The sequence below is a fragment of the Erythrobacter oryzae genome, assembly GCF_030271515.1.
Lineage (GTDB): Bacteria > Pseudomonadota > Alphaproteobacteria > Sphingomonadales > Sphingomonadaceae > Erythrobacter > Erythrobacter oryzae.
In genome coordinates, this window is record NZ_JASCXI010000003.1 from 445,855 (window position 1) to 464,614 (window position 18,760).

The 18,760-nt window shown below is 68.5% G+C and carries 13 protein-coding genes; 7 read left to right on the forward strand and 6 right to left on the reverse strand.

The window, feature by feature from the left end; genetic code table 11:
- Positions 1 to 10: 10 nt before the first annotated feature.
- Positions 11 to 2,287, reverse strand: a complete 2,277-nt coding sequence (locus PFX90_RS11055) for a DUF305 domain-containing protein (protein ID WP_285712501.1) — start codon at positions 2,285 to 2,287, stop codon at positions 11 to 13.
- A 264-nt stretch (positions 2,288 to 2,551) separates the two neighbouring features.
- Here PFX90_RS11055 and PFX90_RS11060 point away from each other — a divergent pair, with 264 nt between their 5' ends.
- Positions 2,552 to 3,586 carry a serine hydrolase gene (locus tag PFX90_RS11060; RefSeq protein ID WP_285712502.1) on the forward strand — a complete coding sequence of 345 codons (1,035 nt, stop codon included), beginning with the start codon at positions 2,552 to 2,554 and terminating at the stop codon, positions 3,584 to 3,586.
- An 86-nt stretch (positions 3,587 to 3,672) separates the two neighbouring features.
- On the opposite strand, the gene PFX90_RS11065 is transcribed toward PFX90_RS11060, so the two are convergent.
- The gene (locus PFX90_RS11065; protein ID WP_285712504.1) at positions 3,673 to 3,963 is read right to left on the reverse strand and encodes a hypothetical protein; all 291 of its coding nucleotides are present in this window, start codon (positions 3,961 to 3,963) and stop codon (positions 3,673 to 3,675) included.
- 210 nt (positions 3,964 to 4,173) lie between these two features.
- Between PFX90_RS11065 and polA the strand changes: the two genes are divergently transcribed.
- A complete protein-coding gene (gene polA, locus PFX90_RS11070) occupies positions 4,174 to 7,014 on the forward strand; it encodes a DNA polymerase I (RefSeq protein WP_285712505.1) in 2,841 nt (946 codons plus the stop codon).
- A 79-nt stretch (positions 7,015 to 7,093) separates the two neighbouring features.
- Here the strand turns inward: polA and PFX90_RS11075 are convergent, their stop codons facing one another.
- Entirely contained in the window at positions 7,094 to 9,400 is a 2,307-nt protein-coding gene (locus PFX90_RS11075) for a CDC48 family AAA ATPase (protein ID WP_285712506.1), read from the reverse strand.
- 480 nt (positions 9,401 to 9,880) lie between these two features.
- Between PFX90_RS11075 and PFX90_RS11080 the strand changes: the two genes are divergently transcribed.
- Genes PFX90_RS11080 through PFX90_RS11100 form a run of 5 tightly spaced genes read left to right on the forward strand, consistent with a single transcriptional unit; the run spans position 9,881 to position 14,332 of the window.
- Complete coding sequence (locus PFX90_RS11080) at positions 9,881 to 10,603, forward strand: CoA transferase subunit A (RefSeq protein WP_285712507.1); 723 nt, start codon at positions 9,881 to 9,883, stop codon at positions 10,601 to 10,603.
- On the forward strand, positions 10,603 to 11,616 hold the full coding sequence (locus tag PFX90_RS11085) for a hypothetical protein (RefSeq protein ID WP_285712508.1): 1,014 nt from the start codon (positions 10,603 to 10,605) through the stop codon (positions 11,614 to 11,616). Before PFX90_RS11080 ends, PFX90_RS11085 begins: the two co-directional genes overlap by 1 nt.
- A 14-nt stretch (positions 11,617 to 11,630) precedes the next feature.
- Entirely contained in the window at positions 11,631 to 12,281 is a 651-nt protein-coding gene (locus PFX90_RS11090; RefSeq protein ID WP_285712509.1) for a CoA transferase subunit B, read from the forward strand.
- A complete protein-coding gene (locus PFX90_RS11095) occupies positions 12,281 to 13,177 on the forward strand; it encodes an alpha/beta hydrolase (RefSeq protein ID WP_285712510.1) in 897 nt (298 codons plus the stop codon). The genes PFX90_RS11090 and PFX90_RS11095 overlap by 1 nt, the downstream gene beginning before the upstream one ends.
- A 3-nt stretch (positions 13,178 to 13,180) precedes the next feature.
- A complete protein-coding gene (locus PFX90_RS11100) occupies positions 13,181 to 14,332 on the forward strand; it encodes a CaiB/BaiF CoA transferase family protein (RefSeq protein WP_285712511.1) in 1,152 nt (383 codons plus the stop codon).
- 119 nt (positions 14,333 to 14,451) lie between these two features.
- Here PFX90_RS11100 and PFX90_RS11105 read toward each other — a convergent pair whose 3' ends face one another.
- The 3 genes from PFX90_RS11105 to lnt all read right to left on the reverse strand — a co-directional run bounded on the left by PFX90_RS11105 (position 14,452) and on the right by lnt (position 18,758).
- Positions 14,452 to 15,657: a DUF418 domain-containing protein gene (locus PFX90_RS11105; RefSeq protein ID WP_285712512.1), complete on the reverse strand. Its 1,206-nt coding sequence runs from the start codon at positions 15,655 to 15,657 to the stop codon at positions 14,452 to 14,454.
- 160 nt (positions 15,658 to 15,817) lie between these two features.
- Complete coding sequence (gene metK, locus PFX90_RS11110) at positions 15,818 to 17,029, reverse strand: methionine adenosyltransferase (protein ID WP_285712513.1); 1,212 nt, start codon at positions 17,027 to 17,029, stop codon at positions 15,818 to 15,820.
- Between the two features lie 100 nt (positions 17,030 to 17,129).
- On the reverse strand, positions 17,130 to 18,758 hold the full coding sequence (lnt, locus tag PFX90_RS11115) for an apolipoprotein N-acyltransferase (protein WP_285712514.1): 1,629 nt from the start codon (positions 18,756 to 18,758) through the stop codon (positions 17,130 to 17,132).
- Between the last annotated feature and the right edge of the window lie 2 nt (positions 18,759 to 18,760).

The window sequence follows — 18,760 nt, forward strand, 5'->3', positions numbered from 1 at the left end:
GGGCTGATCGCTACTTCAGCTTGCGGCTCGCCGCCGCGGCCTTGATCGCCTTCTCGTCCCACGTGACGCGGGTCTGGGTCTGGGGGTTGAAGCGGTTGTCCTCGTACTTCGCGGCTTCCGCGGCGGCGATTTCGGCCTTGGTGATGAACTCGCTCGGCTTGAGGCTGAAGACGTCGATCCCGCGGGTGATCTCGGTGCCGTAGATGTGGCCCTTGTACCAGTAGACCGACCAGTAGCCGCCCAGCACCATCTGCTTGGCGTCGATCGGCCCGCGGTCGAAATAGGCGATCTCCTTGGGGTTGGCGCTGTCGGTGAAGTCCATCACGGAAAGGCCGCCCTGATACCACGCCTGCGCGAACAGATCGCGGCCCGGGACCGGGATGATCGAGCCGTTGTGGGCGACGCAGTTTTCCGTGTCGGACTGGGGAGCGGGCATCTTGTAGTGCGCGCGGAAGACCAGCTTGCCGTTCACGATGTCGTAGATCGCGTTGGCGCCCCAGGTCTTGGGGTCGGACGCCTTGCAGCGCGGCCGCCCGCCGCCGCCCCATTCGTCGGTGAAGATCACCTTGGTGCCGTCATTGTTGAAGGTCGCCGAGTGCCAGTAGGCAAAGCCGGTGTCGGTGACGACATCGAGGCGCTTGGGGTTCAGGGGATCGGCGATGTCGAAGATGATGCCGTTGCCCGAGCACGCGCCTGCCGCGATCTTCAGCGCGGGGAAGACGGTGATGTCGTGGCATTGGTCGGTGCGCTCGGTGTCCTGCGTGCCCTCGCCATGGTCGCCGCCCTTCCACAGGCCGGCGATTTCGCCGGTGGTCTCGTCGGCGAAGACGCGGGGGGATCTGACGATGCGCGCCTTGGAGGGGTCGGCGAGCGGCACCTCGATCACGTCGATCGAGAACAGCGCGGTGCGCGTGTCGCCCGGGGTGCCGCCGATGCAGCCCGCCAGCTCCTTCTCGTCGCGGATGCCCGCCGTGCCCGAGTTGTAGATGATGAGGCGCTTGTCGTCGGCGCTGACGATCGAGTGCGTATGGCTCCCCCGGCAGGTCTGCACCGCGCCGACCTGACGCGGGGCGGCAAGGTCGGAGATGTCGAAGATGCGCAGGCCGCGGAAGCGCTCGTCATTGATCTTGCCCGGCGCGCCCTCGAGCCCGCAGTCGATCCGGCCGCGGGTCTGCTCGACGCTCATCACGAGGAGGTTGCCGGCCACCGAGACGTCGCCCTGCCCGCCGGGGCAGACGACCGAGCTCTTGAGCACGGGCACGCCGTCGGCGCCCAGCTTGTAGATGTTGAACCCGTGATAGCTCCCCGCCACCATCACGTCGCCGAAGAAGGCCATGTCGGTATTGGCGAAATCGAGCAGCGGGGTGCGTTCGGCGAATTCGGTGAGGTCTTCCTCTTCCTCGCGCGCGGGCGGCGTGGCGGCGGCGGTGGTCGTGGCAGCAGGCGCGGGCTCGGCGGGCTTGGCCTCTTCCTTCTTCTCCTCGCCCTTCTTGGGCGGCACGGGCGGGCGCAGGTCGGCGGGGTTCTCGGGGTTGAAGAAGCCCGCGGGCTTGGTGAGCGTCGCGACCTTGATGAGGCCCTTGATCGCCTCGCCCGCATTGTCGAAGCCCGCGGCAAGCCCCGTGCGCGGGTCGCCCGAGAGGCCCGCGAGCAGCTTGTCCATCTTGCCGATCTCGGCCTTCTGCTCGCTCTCGATGTCGCCGACGAATTGGAACAGCACCGGATCGGCGGCGGTGCCGTCCTCGTCGAGCAGCTTCTCGACCATGTCGAGCGCACCTTCGTGATGCGCGATCATCAGGGTCAGGAAGCGCTTGTCGAAATCGGTGCCCTTGGCCGCGGCCAGCGCCTTCAAGTCTTCGGGGCTCGCCATGCCCTTCATCATGTGGTGCATGTGCTCGGCGTGACCCTTCATCGCGGGGTCTTCCACCGGCTCGCCGCGCTCCTTGAGCCAGGTCTGCATGAAGGCGATCTCGTCGGCCTGGCTCGATTCGATCCGGCCCGCGATGGTCTGGAGCTCCGCGGTGTTGGTCCGCTCCTTGACCAGCTTGGCCATGTCGACCGCCTGCTGGTGGTGGACGATCATGGCCTGCATGAAGGCCACGTCCTCGGCGGTGTAGCTCGCCTGCGCGAGCTTGGTCGCCTCGGCGGCCGAGAGCGTTTTCGAGGCTTGCCCGGGCGCGCCGGGTTTCACGATCGGCACGGCTTGGGCAAAGGCGAGGCCCGAGGCGGAAAGCAGCAGGGCGGCAAGGCCCGCGCGCGCGGCGCAGGCAGTGGCGGTGTCGGTCATCGCGAAAAAGTCCCCTTGGATCAGATTGACCGCCAGACTGCCGCGCCCGCGCGTCCAGTCAAGTGCGCCAAATGCCCCGCAAGATGGCAATCGACGAACCACCGATGCGCACCGAGCAGCGGCGCGGGGCCCCCATCGCGGCCTGCATCGCTTGAGGCGCACGGTTCGCCGCACGCGGCAGAACGGGGCCTTGCCGCGCCGAATCGCACATGGTTCAGTGCATCGTTAAGCCCGTCTAAACCCTGTCGGAGTCATCTTGCCCACATGGCACGCCCCCGTTTTCTCGCCGCTCTGACCGGCCTTCTGGCCTCCTTCGCGGCGCTCGCCAGCCCGGTTGCGGCGAACACGCAGGACGAGCTGCAGGCCACTTTCGACAGCACCTTCGGCACCCAGGCCCGCAATCCCCAGAGCTTCGATGCGGTCTACGCCTCGACCTTCGAGCAGCGCATCGCCGAGCTCGCCAACCCGGCGCTGGGCCGCATCGGCGTCGCGGCGGTCGACCTTGCCACGGGCGAGGAAGTGATGGTGCTGGGCGACCAGCTGTTCCCGATGGCCTCGACCAGCAAGGTCGCGATCGCGGCGACCTATCTCGAGATGGTCGAGCAGGGGCGCTATACCCTCACCAGCGAATTCCCGCTGATGCTGCCGGTGCGCTCGGCCAAGTTCTCCTCGGCCAAGGCGCCGGTGCGCGCAGGCCAGTACATGCCCGCGATCGACCTGATCGAGATCATGATCACCCGCTCGTCCAACCCGGCGACCGACGCGCTGCTTGCGGCTGTCGGGGGCCCGCAGGCGGTCAACGCCTTCATGGCGAGGAAGGGCATCGCCCCCTTCTCGATCAACCGCGACATCGCCACACTGGTGCGCGACGACGGCGAGTACAATCCCGCCAACTATATCGACAGCCGCGATGCCGCCACGCCGCGCGCGATGGTGCGCCTGCTCGCCGGGCTCTATCGGGGCGAATATCTCTCCGACCAGAGCCGCCAGGTGATCCTCGGCGCGATGAGCCGCACCGTCACCGGCAAGCGCCGCATCCCCGCCGCCATGCCATTGGAAGCGCGGGTGAGCCACAAGACCGGTTCGCTCAGCAACACCTCAAGCGATATCGGCCTGATCGAATGCCCCGATGGCCGCGTGATCGCGGTCGCCATCTACGTCACCGGTCAGGGCACCAAGCTCGCCCGCGAGGAGCGCATCGCCGCGATCGCCCGCGCTCTTTATGACGGCTTCGCGGTGAAGGCGCAGGCCAACCCCACCCGCAACTGGGCAAGCGCGCCTTACGCGACCGGCGGCTGAGGCCCCTCCCGAGACCCGGACAGCAAAAAGGGCGGCGCCTTGCGGCAGCCGCCCTTCCTGTTTCTGCCCCCCGAGAGGGGAAGCGCTTACTCGGCGCCGGCTTCCTCGGCCTGGTCGACCACGCTCAGCGCGTCATCGCCCACTTCGTCGGTGGTCTTTTCGGCCTGGTCGGCAGCCTCGGCGGCGGCTTCCTTGACCTCCTGGGTGGTTTCGACCGCCGCGCCCTCGATCGCCTGACCGGCATCGTCGGCGGCGGCATCGGCGTCGGCCGCCATCGAATCGACCGCTTCTTCGGTCTCGGTCTCGGTCTTGTTGCTGCACGCCGAAAGGCCGAGCGCGGCGGTGGCGACGGCGGCGGCGAGGATGATCTTGCGCATGGCGAGTGGTCCTTTGTCCTGCAAATGGCACGCGCCCCCTCCCGGGACGCGCCGACCGGTTATCCGGTTCGCGGAAGAATCTAGGCCGCGCGCCGCCGCTGCACAAGTCGCTTTCGCCGCAATCCTGCCACATTCTCGCCCGCGTTTCACCGCAAGCCCGCCGGCGCGAGCCCCCTACCTTCGCGCGGCGGGGCCTGCTAGCAAGCTGGCATGGCCGAAAAGCAGCATCTCTATCTCGTCGACGGGTCGTCCTACATCTTCCGGGCCTATCACCGCCTGCCCCCGCTGACGAACCCCGAGGGCACGCCCGTGGGCGCGGTCTATGGCTACACCACGATGCTGTGGAAGCTCGCCGCCGATCTCGACGCGGCCGACGGGCCGACGCATCTTGCGGTGATCCTCGATGCCAGCGGGGAGAGCTTCCGCAACGACATCTACGAGCATTACAAGGCCAACCGCCCCGAACCGCCCGAGGACTTGAAGCCCCAGTTCCCGCTGATCCGCGACGCCACCCGCGCCTTCAGCCTGCCCTGCATCGAGGTCGAGGGGCTGGAGGCCGACGACCTCATCGCCACCTATGCCCGCCGCGCGCAGGAGCGCGGGTGGGACGTCACAATCGTCTCGTCCGACAAGGACCTGATGCAGCTGATCGGCGAGGCGAATGGCGCCCGCATCGACATGCTCGACACGATGAAGAACCATCGCATCTGGCTTGGCGAGGTCGAGGAGAAATTCGGCGTCGGCCCCGAACTGGTGGGCGATGTGCTCGCGCTGATGGGCGACTCGGTCGACAACGTGCCGGGGATTTTCGGCATCGGCCCCAAGACCGCGAGCAAGCTGATCGCCGAGCACGGCTCGCTGACCGCGGCGCTCGATGCGGCCGAGGGGATGAAGCCCTCCAAGCTGCGCGACCGGCTGATCGAGGGGCGCGGCGATGCCGAACTGTCGAAGATCCTCGTGACGCTGAAGGAGGATTGCGACCTTCCCCAGCCGCTCGAGGAGATGGTGCTCGGCCCGATCCCGCCCGCGCCGCTGGCGCTGTTCCTCGAGACCCACGGCTTCACCTCGCTGCTGCGGCGATTGGATGCGGGGTCGGGGAGCCCCTCGCGCCCGACCGACCTCAACCCGCCCAAGCCCAGCACCGCGAGCGCCGCCGCCCCCGCGCCGGGCGAGGGCAACCGCCAGCCGCTCCCCGATTTTCCCGCCGTCGATCACACCGCTTACGAGACGGTGCAGACAGCGGAGCGCCTCGCCGCATGGGTCGAGCGCGCCCGCGCCGCGCAGGCCGTGGCGGTGGACACCGAGACGACCTCGCTCGACGCGATCCGCGCCGATCTGGTCGGGGTCAGCCTCGCGCTCGGCCCGAACGACGCCTGCTACATCCCGCTGGGCCACGGCGGCACCGATATGTTCGCGCAGAAGCCCGAGCAAGTCCCGCTCGCCGAGGCCATCGCCCTCTTGAAGCCCCTGCTGGAGGACGAGGCCGTCCTGAAAATCTTCCAGAACGGCAAGTATGACCTCAACGTGCTGGCGCGGCAGGGGATCATGGTTGCGCCCATCGACGACACCATGGTGATCAGCTTCGATCTCGACGCCGGCCGCGGCGAGGATGGGATGGGGGGCGGCCACGGGATGGACGAGCTCTCGCAGCGCCACCTCGGCCACACCCCGATCCCGTTCAAGGAGCTGTGCGGCACCGGCAAGAAGGCGATCAGCTTTGCCGAAGTGCCGCTCGACCGCGCCACCGCCTACGCCGCCGAGGATGCCGACATCACCTGGCGGCTCCACGCGCACCTCAAGCCGCGCCTCGCCATCGAGGGCGGGAGCAAGGTCTACGAACGCGTCGACCGCCCGCTGATCGCGGTGGTCGCGGGGATGGAGCGCGAGGGGATCAGGGTCGACCGTGCGCGGCTCGCCAAGCTGTCGGAGGAATTCTCGCACGAAATCGCCCGGCTGGAGGGCGAGATCCACGCCGTTGCCGGGCAGGAATTCACCGTCGGCAGCCCCAAGCAGCTGGGCGAAATCCTGTTCGACAAATTGGGCTACAAGGGCGGGAAGAAGGGCAAGACCGGGCAATATTCGACCGACGTCTCGGTGCTGGAGAAGCTCGCCGCCGAGGGCGCGCCGATTGCGCGGCTGGTGCTGGAGTGGCGGCAGCTCGCCAAATTGAAGTCGACCTATACCGACGCGCTTCAGGCGGCGATCAACCCGGATACGGGGCGGGTGCACACGTCCTATTCACTGGTCGGCGCGCAGACTGGGCGACTGTCCTCCACCGACCCGAACTTGCAGAACATCCCGATCCGCACGGCAATAGGCAGGCAAATCCGCGAGGCTTTCGTGCCCGAGCCCGGCAATGTGCTACTCGCGGCGGACTATTCGCAGATCGAACTCCGGCTTGCGGCCCACATGGCCGATGTCGCCAGCCTCAAGGAGGCTTTCGCCAACGGCGAGGACATCCACGCCCGCACCGCGCAGGAAATGTTCGGCGAGGTCACCCGCGACAGCCGCGGCAGGGCAAAAACCATCAATTTCGCAATACTTTACGGAATTTCACGCTGGGGCTTGGCGGCGCGTCTGGAGGTGCCGCCCGAGGAGGCCCAGGCGATGATCGACACCTATTTCCAGCGCTTCCCCGGCATCAAGCGCTATATCTACGAAACGCTCGAGAGCGTCCGCGCGCGCGGCTATTCGGAGACGCTGTTCGGCCGCAAGACGTGGTTCCCGCGGATCAATTCCAAGAACCAGGCCGAGCGGCAGGGCAGCGAGCGCGCGGCAATCAACGCCCCGATCCAGGGCACCAGCGCGGACATCATCAAGCGCGCGATGGCGCGGATGCTCCCCGCGCTGGCCGAGGCGGGGCTGCACGATGTGCGGATGCTGCTGCAGGTGCACGACGAGTTGGTGTTCGAACTGCCCGAGGAGCGGGTGGAGGCCGCCACCCCGATCATCCGGCAGGTGATGGCCGAAGCGGCGCTGCCTGCGGTGGAGCTGACGGTGCCGCTCGGAGTCGAAATCGGCACCGGGCTCAGCTGGGACGCGGCGCACTGACGCAGGAGGGGGCGCCGCAAATGTTTCACGTGGAAGCGAAGCTGTGCCGCAGGCACAAACATTTGCGGAACATCGGGCGTCAGTCGTGCTTCTTCTCCCGCGTGGGCTTGAGCATCTCGGGCGAGAAGAAGCCGATCGGTTGCACCGCCGCCGCGCGCTTCTTCAATTCGCCGCGCATCTTGAGGTATTCGTCCTCCATCTCGGGCGTCACCGTCGCGCGCGAATCCTTGAGCGCAGCGGCGAAGTCCTGCGCGCCCACCGCGCTGACTTCGCCGCCGACGCGGCGCAGCGCGGCAAGGCCGGCGCGGCGCACTAGGTCTTCGAGGTCGGCCCCGGTAAAGCGCTCGGTCTCGGCCGCGAGGCTCGCCAGATCGACGTCGTCGGCGAGGGGCATCTTCCCCGTGTGGATGCCGAGGATGTGTTCACGCCCCGCCTTGTCGGGGGTGCCGACATAGACCAGCTCGTCGAACCTGCCGGGCCGCAGCAGCGCGGGGTCGACCAGCGTCGGGCGGTTGGTGGCGCCGATCACGACCACCGATTGCAGCTCCTCCAGCCCGTCCATCTCGGCGAGGATGGTGTTGACCACCCGGCCCGTCACCTGCGGCTCACCCTGGCCGGTGCCGCGCGCGGGGACCAGCGAATCGATCTCGTCGATGAAGACCACGCAAGGAGCCACCGCGCGGGCGCGGGCGAAGAGCTTGGCGATCTGCTGCTCGCTCTCGCCGTACCACTTGGAGAGCAAGTCGCTGGATTTCATCGAGATGAAGTTGGCCTCGGCCTCCTTGGCGACGGCCTTGGCGAGCAGGGTCTTGCCCGTGCCCGGCGGGCCGTAGAGCAGAAAACCCTTGGCCGGACGGATCCCCAAGCGGCGGAAAGCATCAGGGTTTTTGAGGGGAAGCTCGATGCCTTCCTTCAGCTTGTCGACCGATTCCCCGGCGCCGCCAATGTCGTCCCAGCCGACATTCGGCACCTGCACCATCACCTCGCGCATCGCCGAGGGCTGGACGCGCTTGAGCGCCGCGAGGAAATCGTCGCGGCAGACATAGAGGTCGTCGAGCACGTCCTGCGGGATCGTGCGTTCATCAAGGTCGAGGCGCGGCATGATCCGGCGCACCGCCTCGATCGCGGCCTCGCGGGCGAGCGCGGCGATATCCGCGCCGACGAAGCCGTGGGTGACGCGCGCGAGCTCGTCGAGGTCGAGCCCCTCGCCCATCGGCATGCCGCGGGTGTGGATGCCGAGAATCTCGCGCCGCCCGCGCTGGTCGGGAACGCCGATCACGATCTCGCGGTCGAAACGGCCCGGGCGGCGCAGCGCCTCGTCGATGGCGTCGGGCCGGTTGGTGGCGGCGATCACCACGAGATTGGCGCGCTTCTCCAGCCCGTCCATCAGGGTGAGCAGCTGGGCGACGAGGCGCTTTTCCGCCTCGCCCGGCACCTGCGTGCGCTTGGGCGCGATCGAATCGATCTCGTCGATGAAGATGATCGCAGGGGAGGCGCGGGTCGCCTCCTCGAACACTTCGCGCAGGCGCTTTTCGGATTCGCCGTAGCCCGAGCCCATGATTTCCGGGCCGTTGATGATGAAGAATTCGGCGTCGGATTCGTTGGCGACCGCCTGCGCAAGGCGGGTCTTGCCGGTGCCCGGCGGGCCGTGGAGCAGCACGCCCTTGGGCGGCTCGACCCCGAGGCGGATGAACAGCTCTGGGTAGCGCAGCGGGAGTTCCACCATTTCGCGCAGCGCGCGGATGGTCTCCTCCATCCCGCCGACATCGTCGTAGTTGACCACCGCGCGGCCATCGCGCGGGTCTTCGAATTCGGCGCGCAGTTCGACCTCGGTGTTCTCGTCGATATGGACGATCCCCTTGGGGCTGGTCGAGGCAACGGTGAGGCGGATTTGCGTCAGCGCATAGGCGGGCGCGCGCAGCAGCTGGCGCACGTCGGCGGGCATGTTCTGGACGGGCTGCTGACCGGTGGTGGCGACGAGGTCTCCGGCTACCAGCGGACGGCGGAAGAAGTTGCGCTTCAGCGCTTGCGTGGGCCCCTGAAGCCGCATCTCGCGCTGGGCGGGGGCGAAGACGACGCGGGTGGCGGGGCGCGATTCGCCGTGGGCGATCTCGACATGCTCGCCCGATCCGCCTTGCGCATTGGCGCGCTGGAGGCCGTCGAGGCGGACCACATCGAGCGCGTCATCCTCGGGATAGGCGGCCATGGCGATGGCGGCGGTGACGCGCTTGCCGCGGACTTCGACCACGTCGCCCTCGGTGATCCCGAGCTTCTGGAAGGCCGAGCGCGGCATGCGGGCGATGCCCGCCCCCGATTCCTCCTGGCGGGCAGGCGCGACCTGGAGCCGGACGGTGCGGGCGGGGGTGGCGGTTTCGGCGTCGGCCATGGGCATTCCTGTTCAAGCGGGTTGACCGCCAAGCTAGGAACGGGTGCCAGCGAATGCAATCGGCGAGGGCCGTGCCGGGCTGCGCGGTCGGTAGCGCTAACCCGGACAAGAAAAAAGCCCGGCTACAAGAGCCGGGCTTGGAAAGTTTGGGAGAGGATGCCTGAAAGGCACCTTCCAAATGCCGCAGATGGCCCGGTTGTGCAAGTGCGAAAGATGCGTAGCAGATTGCAAAGAACGCAACTTATCGCCACTTTGGTGCAGATTTGTGCGCAAACTTGCAAATTTCTGCCCAAAATCGCGGCAGCCGCTCAAAACGTGGGCAGAAAATCGCTTCATGACCATATTGCGACGCAACATGAAAGGTGATTCGACTTCGACTCGCGCAAGGCGTGACAGCGCCCGCCGAAGGCTCTAATCACTGCCCCGATTCCGCCCGCGGCGATCATCCTTGCGCAAGACCACGAGAGGCAGCCTGTCCCGATGACCAAGCTCTACCCCGACGCCGCCAGCGCGCTCGCCGGCGTGCTGCGCGATGACATGCTGATCGCCGCCGGGGGCTTCGGCCTGTGCGGCCTGCCCGAGCGGCTGCTGGACGCGATTCGTGACAGCGGTGTGAAAGGCCTCACCTTTGCCAGCAACAATGCCGGGATCGACAACGAGGGCATCGGCAAGCTGCTGCGCACGCGGCAGGTGAAGAAGATGATCAGCTCCTACGTGGGCGAGAACAAGGAGTTCGAACGGCAATATCTCGCCGGCGAGCTCGAGGTCGAGTTCTGCCCGCAAGGCACGCTCGCCGAGCGGATGCGGGCGGGCGGCGCGGGCATCCCCGGCTTCTACACCCGCACCGGCGTCGGCACCGAAGTCGCCAAGGGCAAGGAGCACAAGGACTTCCCCGACCGCGACGGGGTGATGCAGACCTATATCCTCGAACACGGGATCTTCGCCGACCTCGCGATCGTCAAGGCGTGGAAGGCCGACGAGACCGGCAACCTCGTGTTCCGCAAGACCGCGCGCAATTTCAACCTGCCCGCCGCGACCTGCGGCAAGGTCTGCGTCGCCGAGGTCGAGGAAGTGGTGCCCGCAGGCAGCCTCGATCCCGACCAGATCCATCTCGCGGGCGTGTTCGTTAACCGCATCGTGCTCGGCGCGCCCTATGACAAGAAGATCGAGTTCCGGACCGTGCGGGAGAGGGAGACGGCGTAATGGACAAGCGGGTTGCAGCGCTGCTGGCGCTGGCGGCGGGGACGAGCCTTTCGGGCTGCGTGGCGGCGGTGATCCCGGCGATCGCGGGCTCGACGATGATCGGCTCGCGGGTGGCGAAAGAGGGTGAGACGCCCGATCCGGCTGCGACGCCGACGCCTGCGCCGACACCGGTTGCGGCCGCGGAGCCTGCCCCCGCCCCGGAACCGGCGCCGCGCGTGACGGTCGTCAAGATCACCCCCGAGCCGACGCCCTCGCCTGCACCGGTGCCAGCGCCCACTCCTGCGCCGACCCCGGCCCCGACGCCCACGCCCACGCCCGCTCCGGTGGTGGCCGTCGCACCCGCGCCTGTTCCGGCGCCTGCGCCCGCGCCCGCTCCGGCGACCCCGGCCGCGCAGACATCGGCGCTCGAGCCGCTCGCCACCTATCCCGATCCCGCGCGCCCGATCCCCGAGGGGCAAGCCAATTTCGCGCGCTTCGTGCGCTACGGCCAGGCCTCGGCCCGCCAGGCCGCGCAGGGGGCCGAGCTGCCCTCGGCGATCCTCAGCGACCCCGTGGCGCTCGACGGCAAGCGCCGCCGCTGTTCGGCCGGCGAGCAGCTGGTGGCGGTGATCGATCTCGATCCGGTGGGCGGCACCTTCGCGCCCCCGGCCAGTCCGCCCAAGCTCCCCGGCCTCGCGCTGGGCCTCGCGGTGCTGCGCGATGCGGGGGTGGAGATCGCCTGGCTCTCGGACCTCTCGACCACCCAGTCGGGCGCGCTTCGCACCGCGCTCGAGCAGTCGGGGCTCGACCCGCGCGGGCAGGACATCATCTCGCTGCGCCGCGACGAGGGCGACGCCAAGGACCAGCGCCGGGCCAATCTCGCCGGGATCGCCTGCATCGTCGCCATCGCCGGCGACGAGCGCACCGATTTCGACACCCGCTTCAAATACCTGCGCAACGCCGAGGCGGGCGCAGGGATCGAACCGCTGATCGGCGACGGCTGGTTCCTGATCGAACCGCTGCTGGGCCAGTAAGGACACCTCTTTTCATGACGACGCTTCCCACCGGCTGGACCCGCGACCAGATGGCCGCCCGCGCCGCGCGCGAATTGCAGGACGGCTATTACGTCAACCTCGGCATCGGCATCCCGACGCTGGTGGCGAACCATATCCCCGAAGGCATGCTGGTGACGCTCCAGAGCGAGAACGGGATGCTCGGCATCGGGCCGTTTCCCTATGACGACGATGTCGATCCAGATCTCATCAACGCGGGCAAGCAGACGATCTCGGAGCTGCCGCACTCGGCCTATTTCGATTCCGCGACCAGCTTCGCCATGATCCGCGGCGGTCATATCGACCTCACCGTGCTGGGCGCGATGGAGGTCTCCGAGAAGGGCGACATCGCCAACTGGATGATCCCGGGCAAGATGATCAAGGGCATGGGCGGGGCGATGGACCTTGTCGCAGGCGTCAAGAAGATCATCGTGGTGATGGACCACACCGCGAAGGACGGGACGCCCAAGTTCATCCCCGAATGCACCCTGCCGCTGACGGGCGCGGGCGTGGTCGACATGATCATCACCAACCTCGCCGTGTTCCAGCGCCCCTCCAAGGCCGAGCCCTTCCGCCTCATCGAGATGGCGCCGGGCGTGACCGAGGCCGACATCGCGGCGAGCACCACCGCGCACTACGTCCGCTGATGAAGCGCAAGCTGGCGATCGGCGGACTCGCGCTGGCGGCTGCGGTCGGCGGCGTGCTCGCCTTCACCTCGCCCCCGCGGCTGCTGTCGTATTACGACCGCGTCACCGGAGGCGCGGGCGGCGCGGCGCTGGTGGCCGAGGGCGTCGCTTTCGGCTCGCACGACCAGACCCTCGACATCTGGAAGCCCGAAGGCGCAGGTGCTGCGGCTTCTGGGGGCCCCCTCCCGGTCGTCATCTTCTGGTACGGCGGCGGCTGGGCCAAGGGCGACCGCACCTCCTATGCCTTTGCGGGTCGGGCGCTGGCGCGGGAGGGCTTCCTCGTCGTCATCCCCGACTACCGCAAGGTGCCCGCCGTCCACTTCCCCGCCTTCCTCGACGACGGGGCCGAGGCGGTCGCATGGACCCAGGCCAACATCGCCAAGCACGGCGGCGACCCCGCGCGGATCGCCTTCATGGGCCACTCGGCGGGGGCCTATCAGGCGGTGATGCTGGCGCTCGATGCCAAGCGGCTGACCGCAGCGGGGGCGGACCCGGCGGGGGTCAAGGCCGCGGTCGGCCTGTCGGGGCCCTACGACTTCCACCCCTTCACCTCCGACCGCGCCATCGCTGCCTTCTCCCAGTGGCCGGACCCTGCGGAGACCCAGCCGATCACCTTCGCCCGCGCCGACGCCCCGCCGCTGCTGCTCGTCACCTCGGATGGCGACGAGACCGTGCGGCCCAAGAACGCCATCAACCTCGCCGCCAGACTGCGCGAGGCGGGGGCCTATGCCGACCTCGTCAACTACGGCCCGCTCGACCACGAGGAGATTGTGATGGCGCTCTCGGTCCCGTTCCGCGACAAGGGCCCGGTGCTGGCCGACAGCGCGCGCTTCCTCCACCGCCAGCTGGGCCGCTAGGCCATGTGGCTCGCCGAACCCCGCAACCCCGCCGCCCCGCTTGCGGGCCTCAAGGTGGTCGAGCTCGCCCGCGTGCTCGCCGGGCCCTTCTGCGGCCAGATCCTCGCGGACCTCGGTGCCGACGTCATCAAGGTCGAGAGCCCCGAGGGTGACGGCACTCGCCTCTGGGGCCCGCCCTGGGTCGAGCGCACCGACGCCACCGGCACCGTCCACCGCGAGGCGGCCTATTACCACGCCTGCAACCGCGGGAAGCGCTCGATCATCGCCGACTTCGCCAACCCTGATGACCTCGCCCGCGTGAAGGCCCTCGCCGCCGAGGCCGATGTCCTGATCGAGAACTTCAAGACCGGCGCACTCGCCAGGTTCGGCCTCGACTACACCTCGCTTTCCGCCGCCAACCCGGCACTTGTGTATTGCTCGATCACCGGCTTCGGCCAGACCGGCCCGCGCGCCCACGAGGCGGGATACGACTTCGTCGCGCAGGGGATGAGCGGGCTGATGTCACTGACCGGCGAGCCTGCCGGGCACCCGGTCAAGATGGGCATCTCGATCAGCGACCTTGCCACCGGCGTCTGGGCCGCGAACGGCGTGCAGGCGGCGCTGCTGATGCGCGCGCGGACGGGGCGCGGCCAGCAGGTCGACATGAGCCTGCTCGATTGCTCGGTGGGCCTGCTCGCCAACCAGGCGACATACCTCTTCACCACCGGCCACAACCCGCCGCGGATGGGCAATGCCCACGCGCAGGTCGCGCCATACGGGGTGTTTGCGGTGAACGACGGCCACGTCATCCTCGCGCCCGCCAATGACGGGCTGTTCCACAAGCTGATGGCGGTGCTGGGGCTCGAGCATCTCGCGACCGACCCGCGCTTTGCCGCCAACGGCGACCGCACCGCCAACGCCGCCGCCCTCGACGCCGAGATCGCCGCCGCCACCGCCGGGTGGAGCAAGCAGGGCCTGCTCGACGCCTGCCATGCGGCGGGCGTCCCCGCTGGCCCGATCAACCGCTTGGACGAGGTCTTCGCCGATCCGCAGGTGGTTGCCCGCGGCATGCGCATCGAGCTGGGCGGGATGGCAGGGGTGAGGAGCCCCTTCACCTTCTCCGATGCCGAACTGGCCCTCGACCGCCCCTCGCCGATCCACGGGGAGCACGGCTGAGCGCCCCCGGCTGTTGGAGACACATGAGACACTGTCCTGGGGCGAAAAAGTGGCCCCCTGCGCGGCCCCCGAAAGACTGACATGAAAGGGGCGCAAAGCAGGTCATCCCCGCAAAGCTGTCACTTTTCAGGCGTGTAGGAAAGCCCCCGCGAGAGCCGCCGCCACAGCCGCTCGAACGGCCCCTGTCCTACTTTCGCGACCCACAAGGGCGACCACGCCAGCATCGCCGCGACCGGCACCAGCCCCAGCACGATAGCCTGCCAGCGCGTCACCTCGCCGAACAGGCCGAGGCCCCAAGACGCGAAGATCGCCGACAGGATCACGCTCGTCATCAGGTAGTTGGTCAGCGACAGGCGCCCGGCGCTCGCCAGCCGCGCCGTTGCCGCGCCGCTCCCGCCGAGGAAGGCCATCGCCAGCGCGGCGTAACTCACCGCCAGCGTCATGTCGAAGGGGGCCGAGAGCAGCAGCGCCACCGGGCCGACGAGGGCGGCGGGAAAGCCCGTGCTCACCAGCACGCCCGCCAGCGCCAGCAGCCCCGGCAGCGCCACCAGCGCCGCGAGCCCCGCGATGCGCTGCAGGCGGAAGGTGCGCCACTCGCCCTTCAGCATCCCGCCGCGCCACAGCCCCATGCCCAGCGCGATCGCCGAGAGGTTGAGCGGCAGCGCGGCGACAAGCGTCGTCATCTGCGCCGGGATGCCGAGCGTGCGGCGCAGCACCCGCTCGGAGAAGGCCTCGCGCCCCTGTTCAAGCAGCGCGGCCATCACCGCCGGATCGCGCCCGAACTGGCGCTCGGCCCAGAGCAGCATCTCCGATCCGTGGCGCTCCTGCGCCCAGGCGGCGACGGCTGGCCCGAACATCGCCATGCCGAGGAAGACGTGCACGCCCAGCAGCCCCAGCGACACGGTCACCAGCGCGCGCGCCGAAAGCCCCGCGAGCAGCGGCAGGAACAGCCCCGCCAGCGCATAGGCGCGCAGCACGTCGTTGCTGGCGAGGAGGGTCGCATGGACGAGGCCGATCGCGAAAAGCCCGATCATGCGGGCATAATGCGCGCGCCACGGGGCGGCGCCCGCCCGCTCGATCAGGATTAGGCACCCCGCGCCGAACAGCATCGCGAAGAGCGTGCGGAACTTGTCCTCGACGAAGACGAAACTCGCCAGCCACACCCAGTAATCGGGCGGACTGGTGCTGCCGAAGCTCAGGGGGTTGTAGTAGGCCGGCCCCGGCATGGCGAAGGCCATGGCGTTCATGCCGACGATGCCGATGACGGCAATGCCCCTGAGCGCGTCGAGCGCGAGGATGCGGTCGGGGGCGGGGGGCGCGGTCACGGGGCGATAGGTAGCCTATCTGCCGCTTTATCGTAGAGGATTTCTTGAGGTTGGCGCGGGCCCACCCCTAACCCCTCCCGCAAGCGGGAGGGGGACTGGTTGGCGCTGTTTCTCCCCTCCCGCTTGCGGGAGGGGCAGGGGGTGGGCACGAGCCGGGCGCTTAGCCCAGCGCAGCCTTCAGATCATCGACCAGGTCGAGGCGCTCCCACGGGAAGAAGTCGCCTTCCGCGGTGCGGCCGAAGTGGCCGTAGGCGGCGGTCGGCTGGTAGATCGGCTTGTTGAGGCCAAGGTGCGTGCGGATCGCGCGCGGGGTCAGGCCGCCGAGCTTGGCGATGCCGAGGATCGCCTGTTCGATCTTGTCGTCGCCGACGGTGCCGGTCTCATGCGTGTCGACGTAGAGCGACAGCGGCTTCGACACGCCGATCGCATAGGCGATCTGGATCGTGCAGCGCGTGGCGAGGCCTGCGGCGACCACGTTCTTGGCGAGGTAGCGGGTGATGTAGGCGGCCGAGCGGTCGACCTTGGTCGGGTCCTTGCCGCTGAACGCGCCGCCGCCATGCGGGGCCGCGCCGCCATAGGTGTCGACGATGATCTTGCGCCCCGTAAGGCCCGCGTCGCCATCCGGGCCGCCGATTTCGAAGCTGCCGGTGGGGTTGATGAAGTACTCGGTCTCGCGGAGGAGAACCGGCGGGATCACGTCGGCGATCACGCCCTTCACATAGGCTTCGAGCTCGGCCTGCTTGGCCGGATCGTTCTCGTCATAGCCCGGCGCGTGCTGGGTCGAGACCACCACCGCGGTCGCGGCCACCGGGAGCGAGCCTTCGTAGCGCAGGGTCACCTGGCTCTTGGCATCGGGCTCGAGGAAGGGGGCGACGCCCGAGTGACGGTCGGCGGCCATGCGCTCGAGGATCTTGTGGCTGTAGTAGAGCGTCGCGGGCATCAGGCCCGGGGTCTCGTCGGTCGCGTAGCCGAACATGATGCCCTGGTCGCCCGCGCCTTCATCCTTGTTCTCGCCCGCGTCCACGCCTTGCGCGATGTGCGCCGACTGGCCGTGCAGACGGTTGATGAATTCGAGCTTCTCCCAGTGGAAGCCGTCCTGTTCGTAGCCGATGCGCTTCACGGTCGCGCGGACAGTCTTTTCGATCTCTTCCTGCGCGCCCGGGGCCCATTCGCCGTTTTCGAAAACGCCCTTGCAGCGGATTTCCCCCGCCAGCACGACCAGCTGGGTGGTGGTCAGGGTTTCGCAGGCGATGCGCGCTTCGGGGTCCTTCGAGAGGAAAAGGTCGACGATCGCGTCCGAAATCTGGTCGGCGACCTTGTCGGGGTGGCCTTCGGAAACGCTTTCGGAGGTGAACAGGTAGTTGGTGCGCATGGGTTCCCCCGGGGGCTGGAATGGGCGTGTCGGGAGCGGGAGTAGGGCACCTTATAGAGATATAAGGAAACCTTTATGTCTCGCCTTGTTGCAGACCGCCCTAGCCGCGCGCGCGGACTTGCGCAAGCACTCTCGGAAGCGCGAGGCCGAGCGCGAGGAAGACCGCCGCCCATGCCAGCGTCAGGGCATGGCCCCACTGCGCAAACAGCGTCGGCGGCTTGGCCTTGGGGACGAAGCCGTCGAGCTTGTCGGCCTTGCCCATGCCGATGTGCTCGCGCACCACGCCGTTCGCGTCGATCACCGCGCTGATCCCCGTGGTGGTGGAGCGCAGCACCGGCAGCCCCTCCTCGATCGCCCGCATCCGCGCCTGCGCGAGGTGCTGCGGCGGGCCCCAGGTGCCGAACCAGCCGTCGTTCGAGGGGTTGAAGATGTAGTCGGGGCGATTCGCGCGGGACGCGACGTGGCCGGAGAAGACGATCTCGTAGCAGATCATCACCCCCGCCTTGCCGTATGGGCCGAGGTCCAATGTGCGCGGGCCGGGGCCGGGGAGGTAGTCGATGCTCCCCGCCACCAGCCGCGACAGGCCGAGCGGTTCGAGGATCGGGCGCATCGGCAGATATTCGCCATAGGGCACCAGATGCGCCTTGTCGTAGCCGCCGCGGATCCGCCCCGAGCCGTCGAGCGCCATCACCGAATTGCGTGCGCTCACCGCGCCGGGGCGGCCCTTGTTGGGGCCGTCGGGAAGCGTGCCGATGTTGAGGTTGACCACCCCCGTCAGCAGCATCGCCTGCGGCCCGATCACCCGCCCGATGCGGCGGCGGGCGTAGTCGGGATCGCCATTGGCGGTCATCGCGTAGTAGTAGCGTTCCGGGTAGCCGTCCTCGAGATAGTCAGGCACGCCGCTCTCGGGCCAGAGGACGATGCGCGGTTCGGCGGTGCCTTTGCCGGTGAGGCGAGCGAGACGCTCGAACTGCTCCTCGAACTTGGAGGCATCGTTGATCTCGGACTGCGGAATATAGGGCTGGACGAGGGTGTAGCGGAGTGTGGAAACCGTCTTAGAGGGGAAGGGCACGTGCATCAGCGCCACGAAGATCAGGCCCGTTGCGACATTCTTGAGCCAGCCCCGCTGCCGGATTGTTCTGACCAACCCTGAGCCCAGGATGATGGTGAGACCCGAGAACGCGTATGTCCCCATCAACGGGAGTACCGCCGTTGCGCCCAGCGCGTTCCACTCGCCCACCAGCATCAGCCCGAGCGGCGGCCACGGGTAGCCCGTGAACACCCAGCCGCGCAGCCACTCGGTGACGATCCACGCTCCGGCCAGCACCAACTCGAAGGTCCAAACCGGCCGCTTCCTCGCCAGCAAATGCGCCGCCAGCGCCGCCAGCATCGGGTAGACCGCGAGGTAGAGGCACAAGAGCGGCACCGCCGCCCAGCCCAGCACCTCGGGCATCTTGGCCTGATGGGTGAAGGCGGTCGCGATCCAGTTATTGGCGAGCGTCAGGTGCGCCCAGCCGAACAGCCAGCCGCGCGCCGCGACCTGCTTCCAGTTTTCGGCGGAGTAAATCAGCCACACGAACCCCGCCAGCGCGGCGAGGCCCAGCGGCCAGAGGTGGAGCGGCGGGTAGGCGCAGGCCGTGATCAGCCCCAGCGCGATCGCCGTCAGCGCCGGAAAGCGCTGCACCAGCGCGGGCACCTTGGCCGCAGCGGCCGCCAGCCGCTCAAGCATGG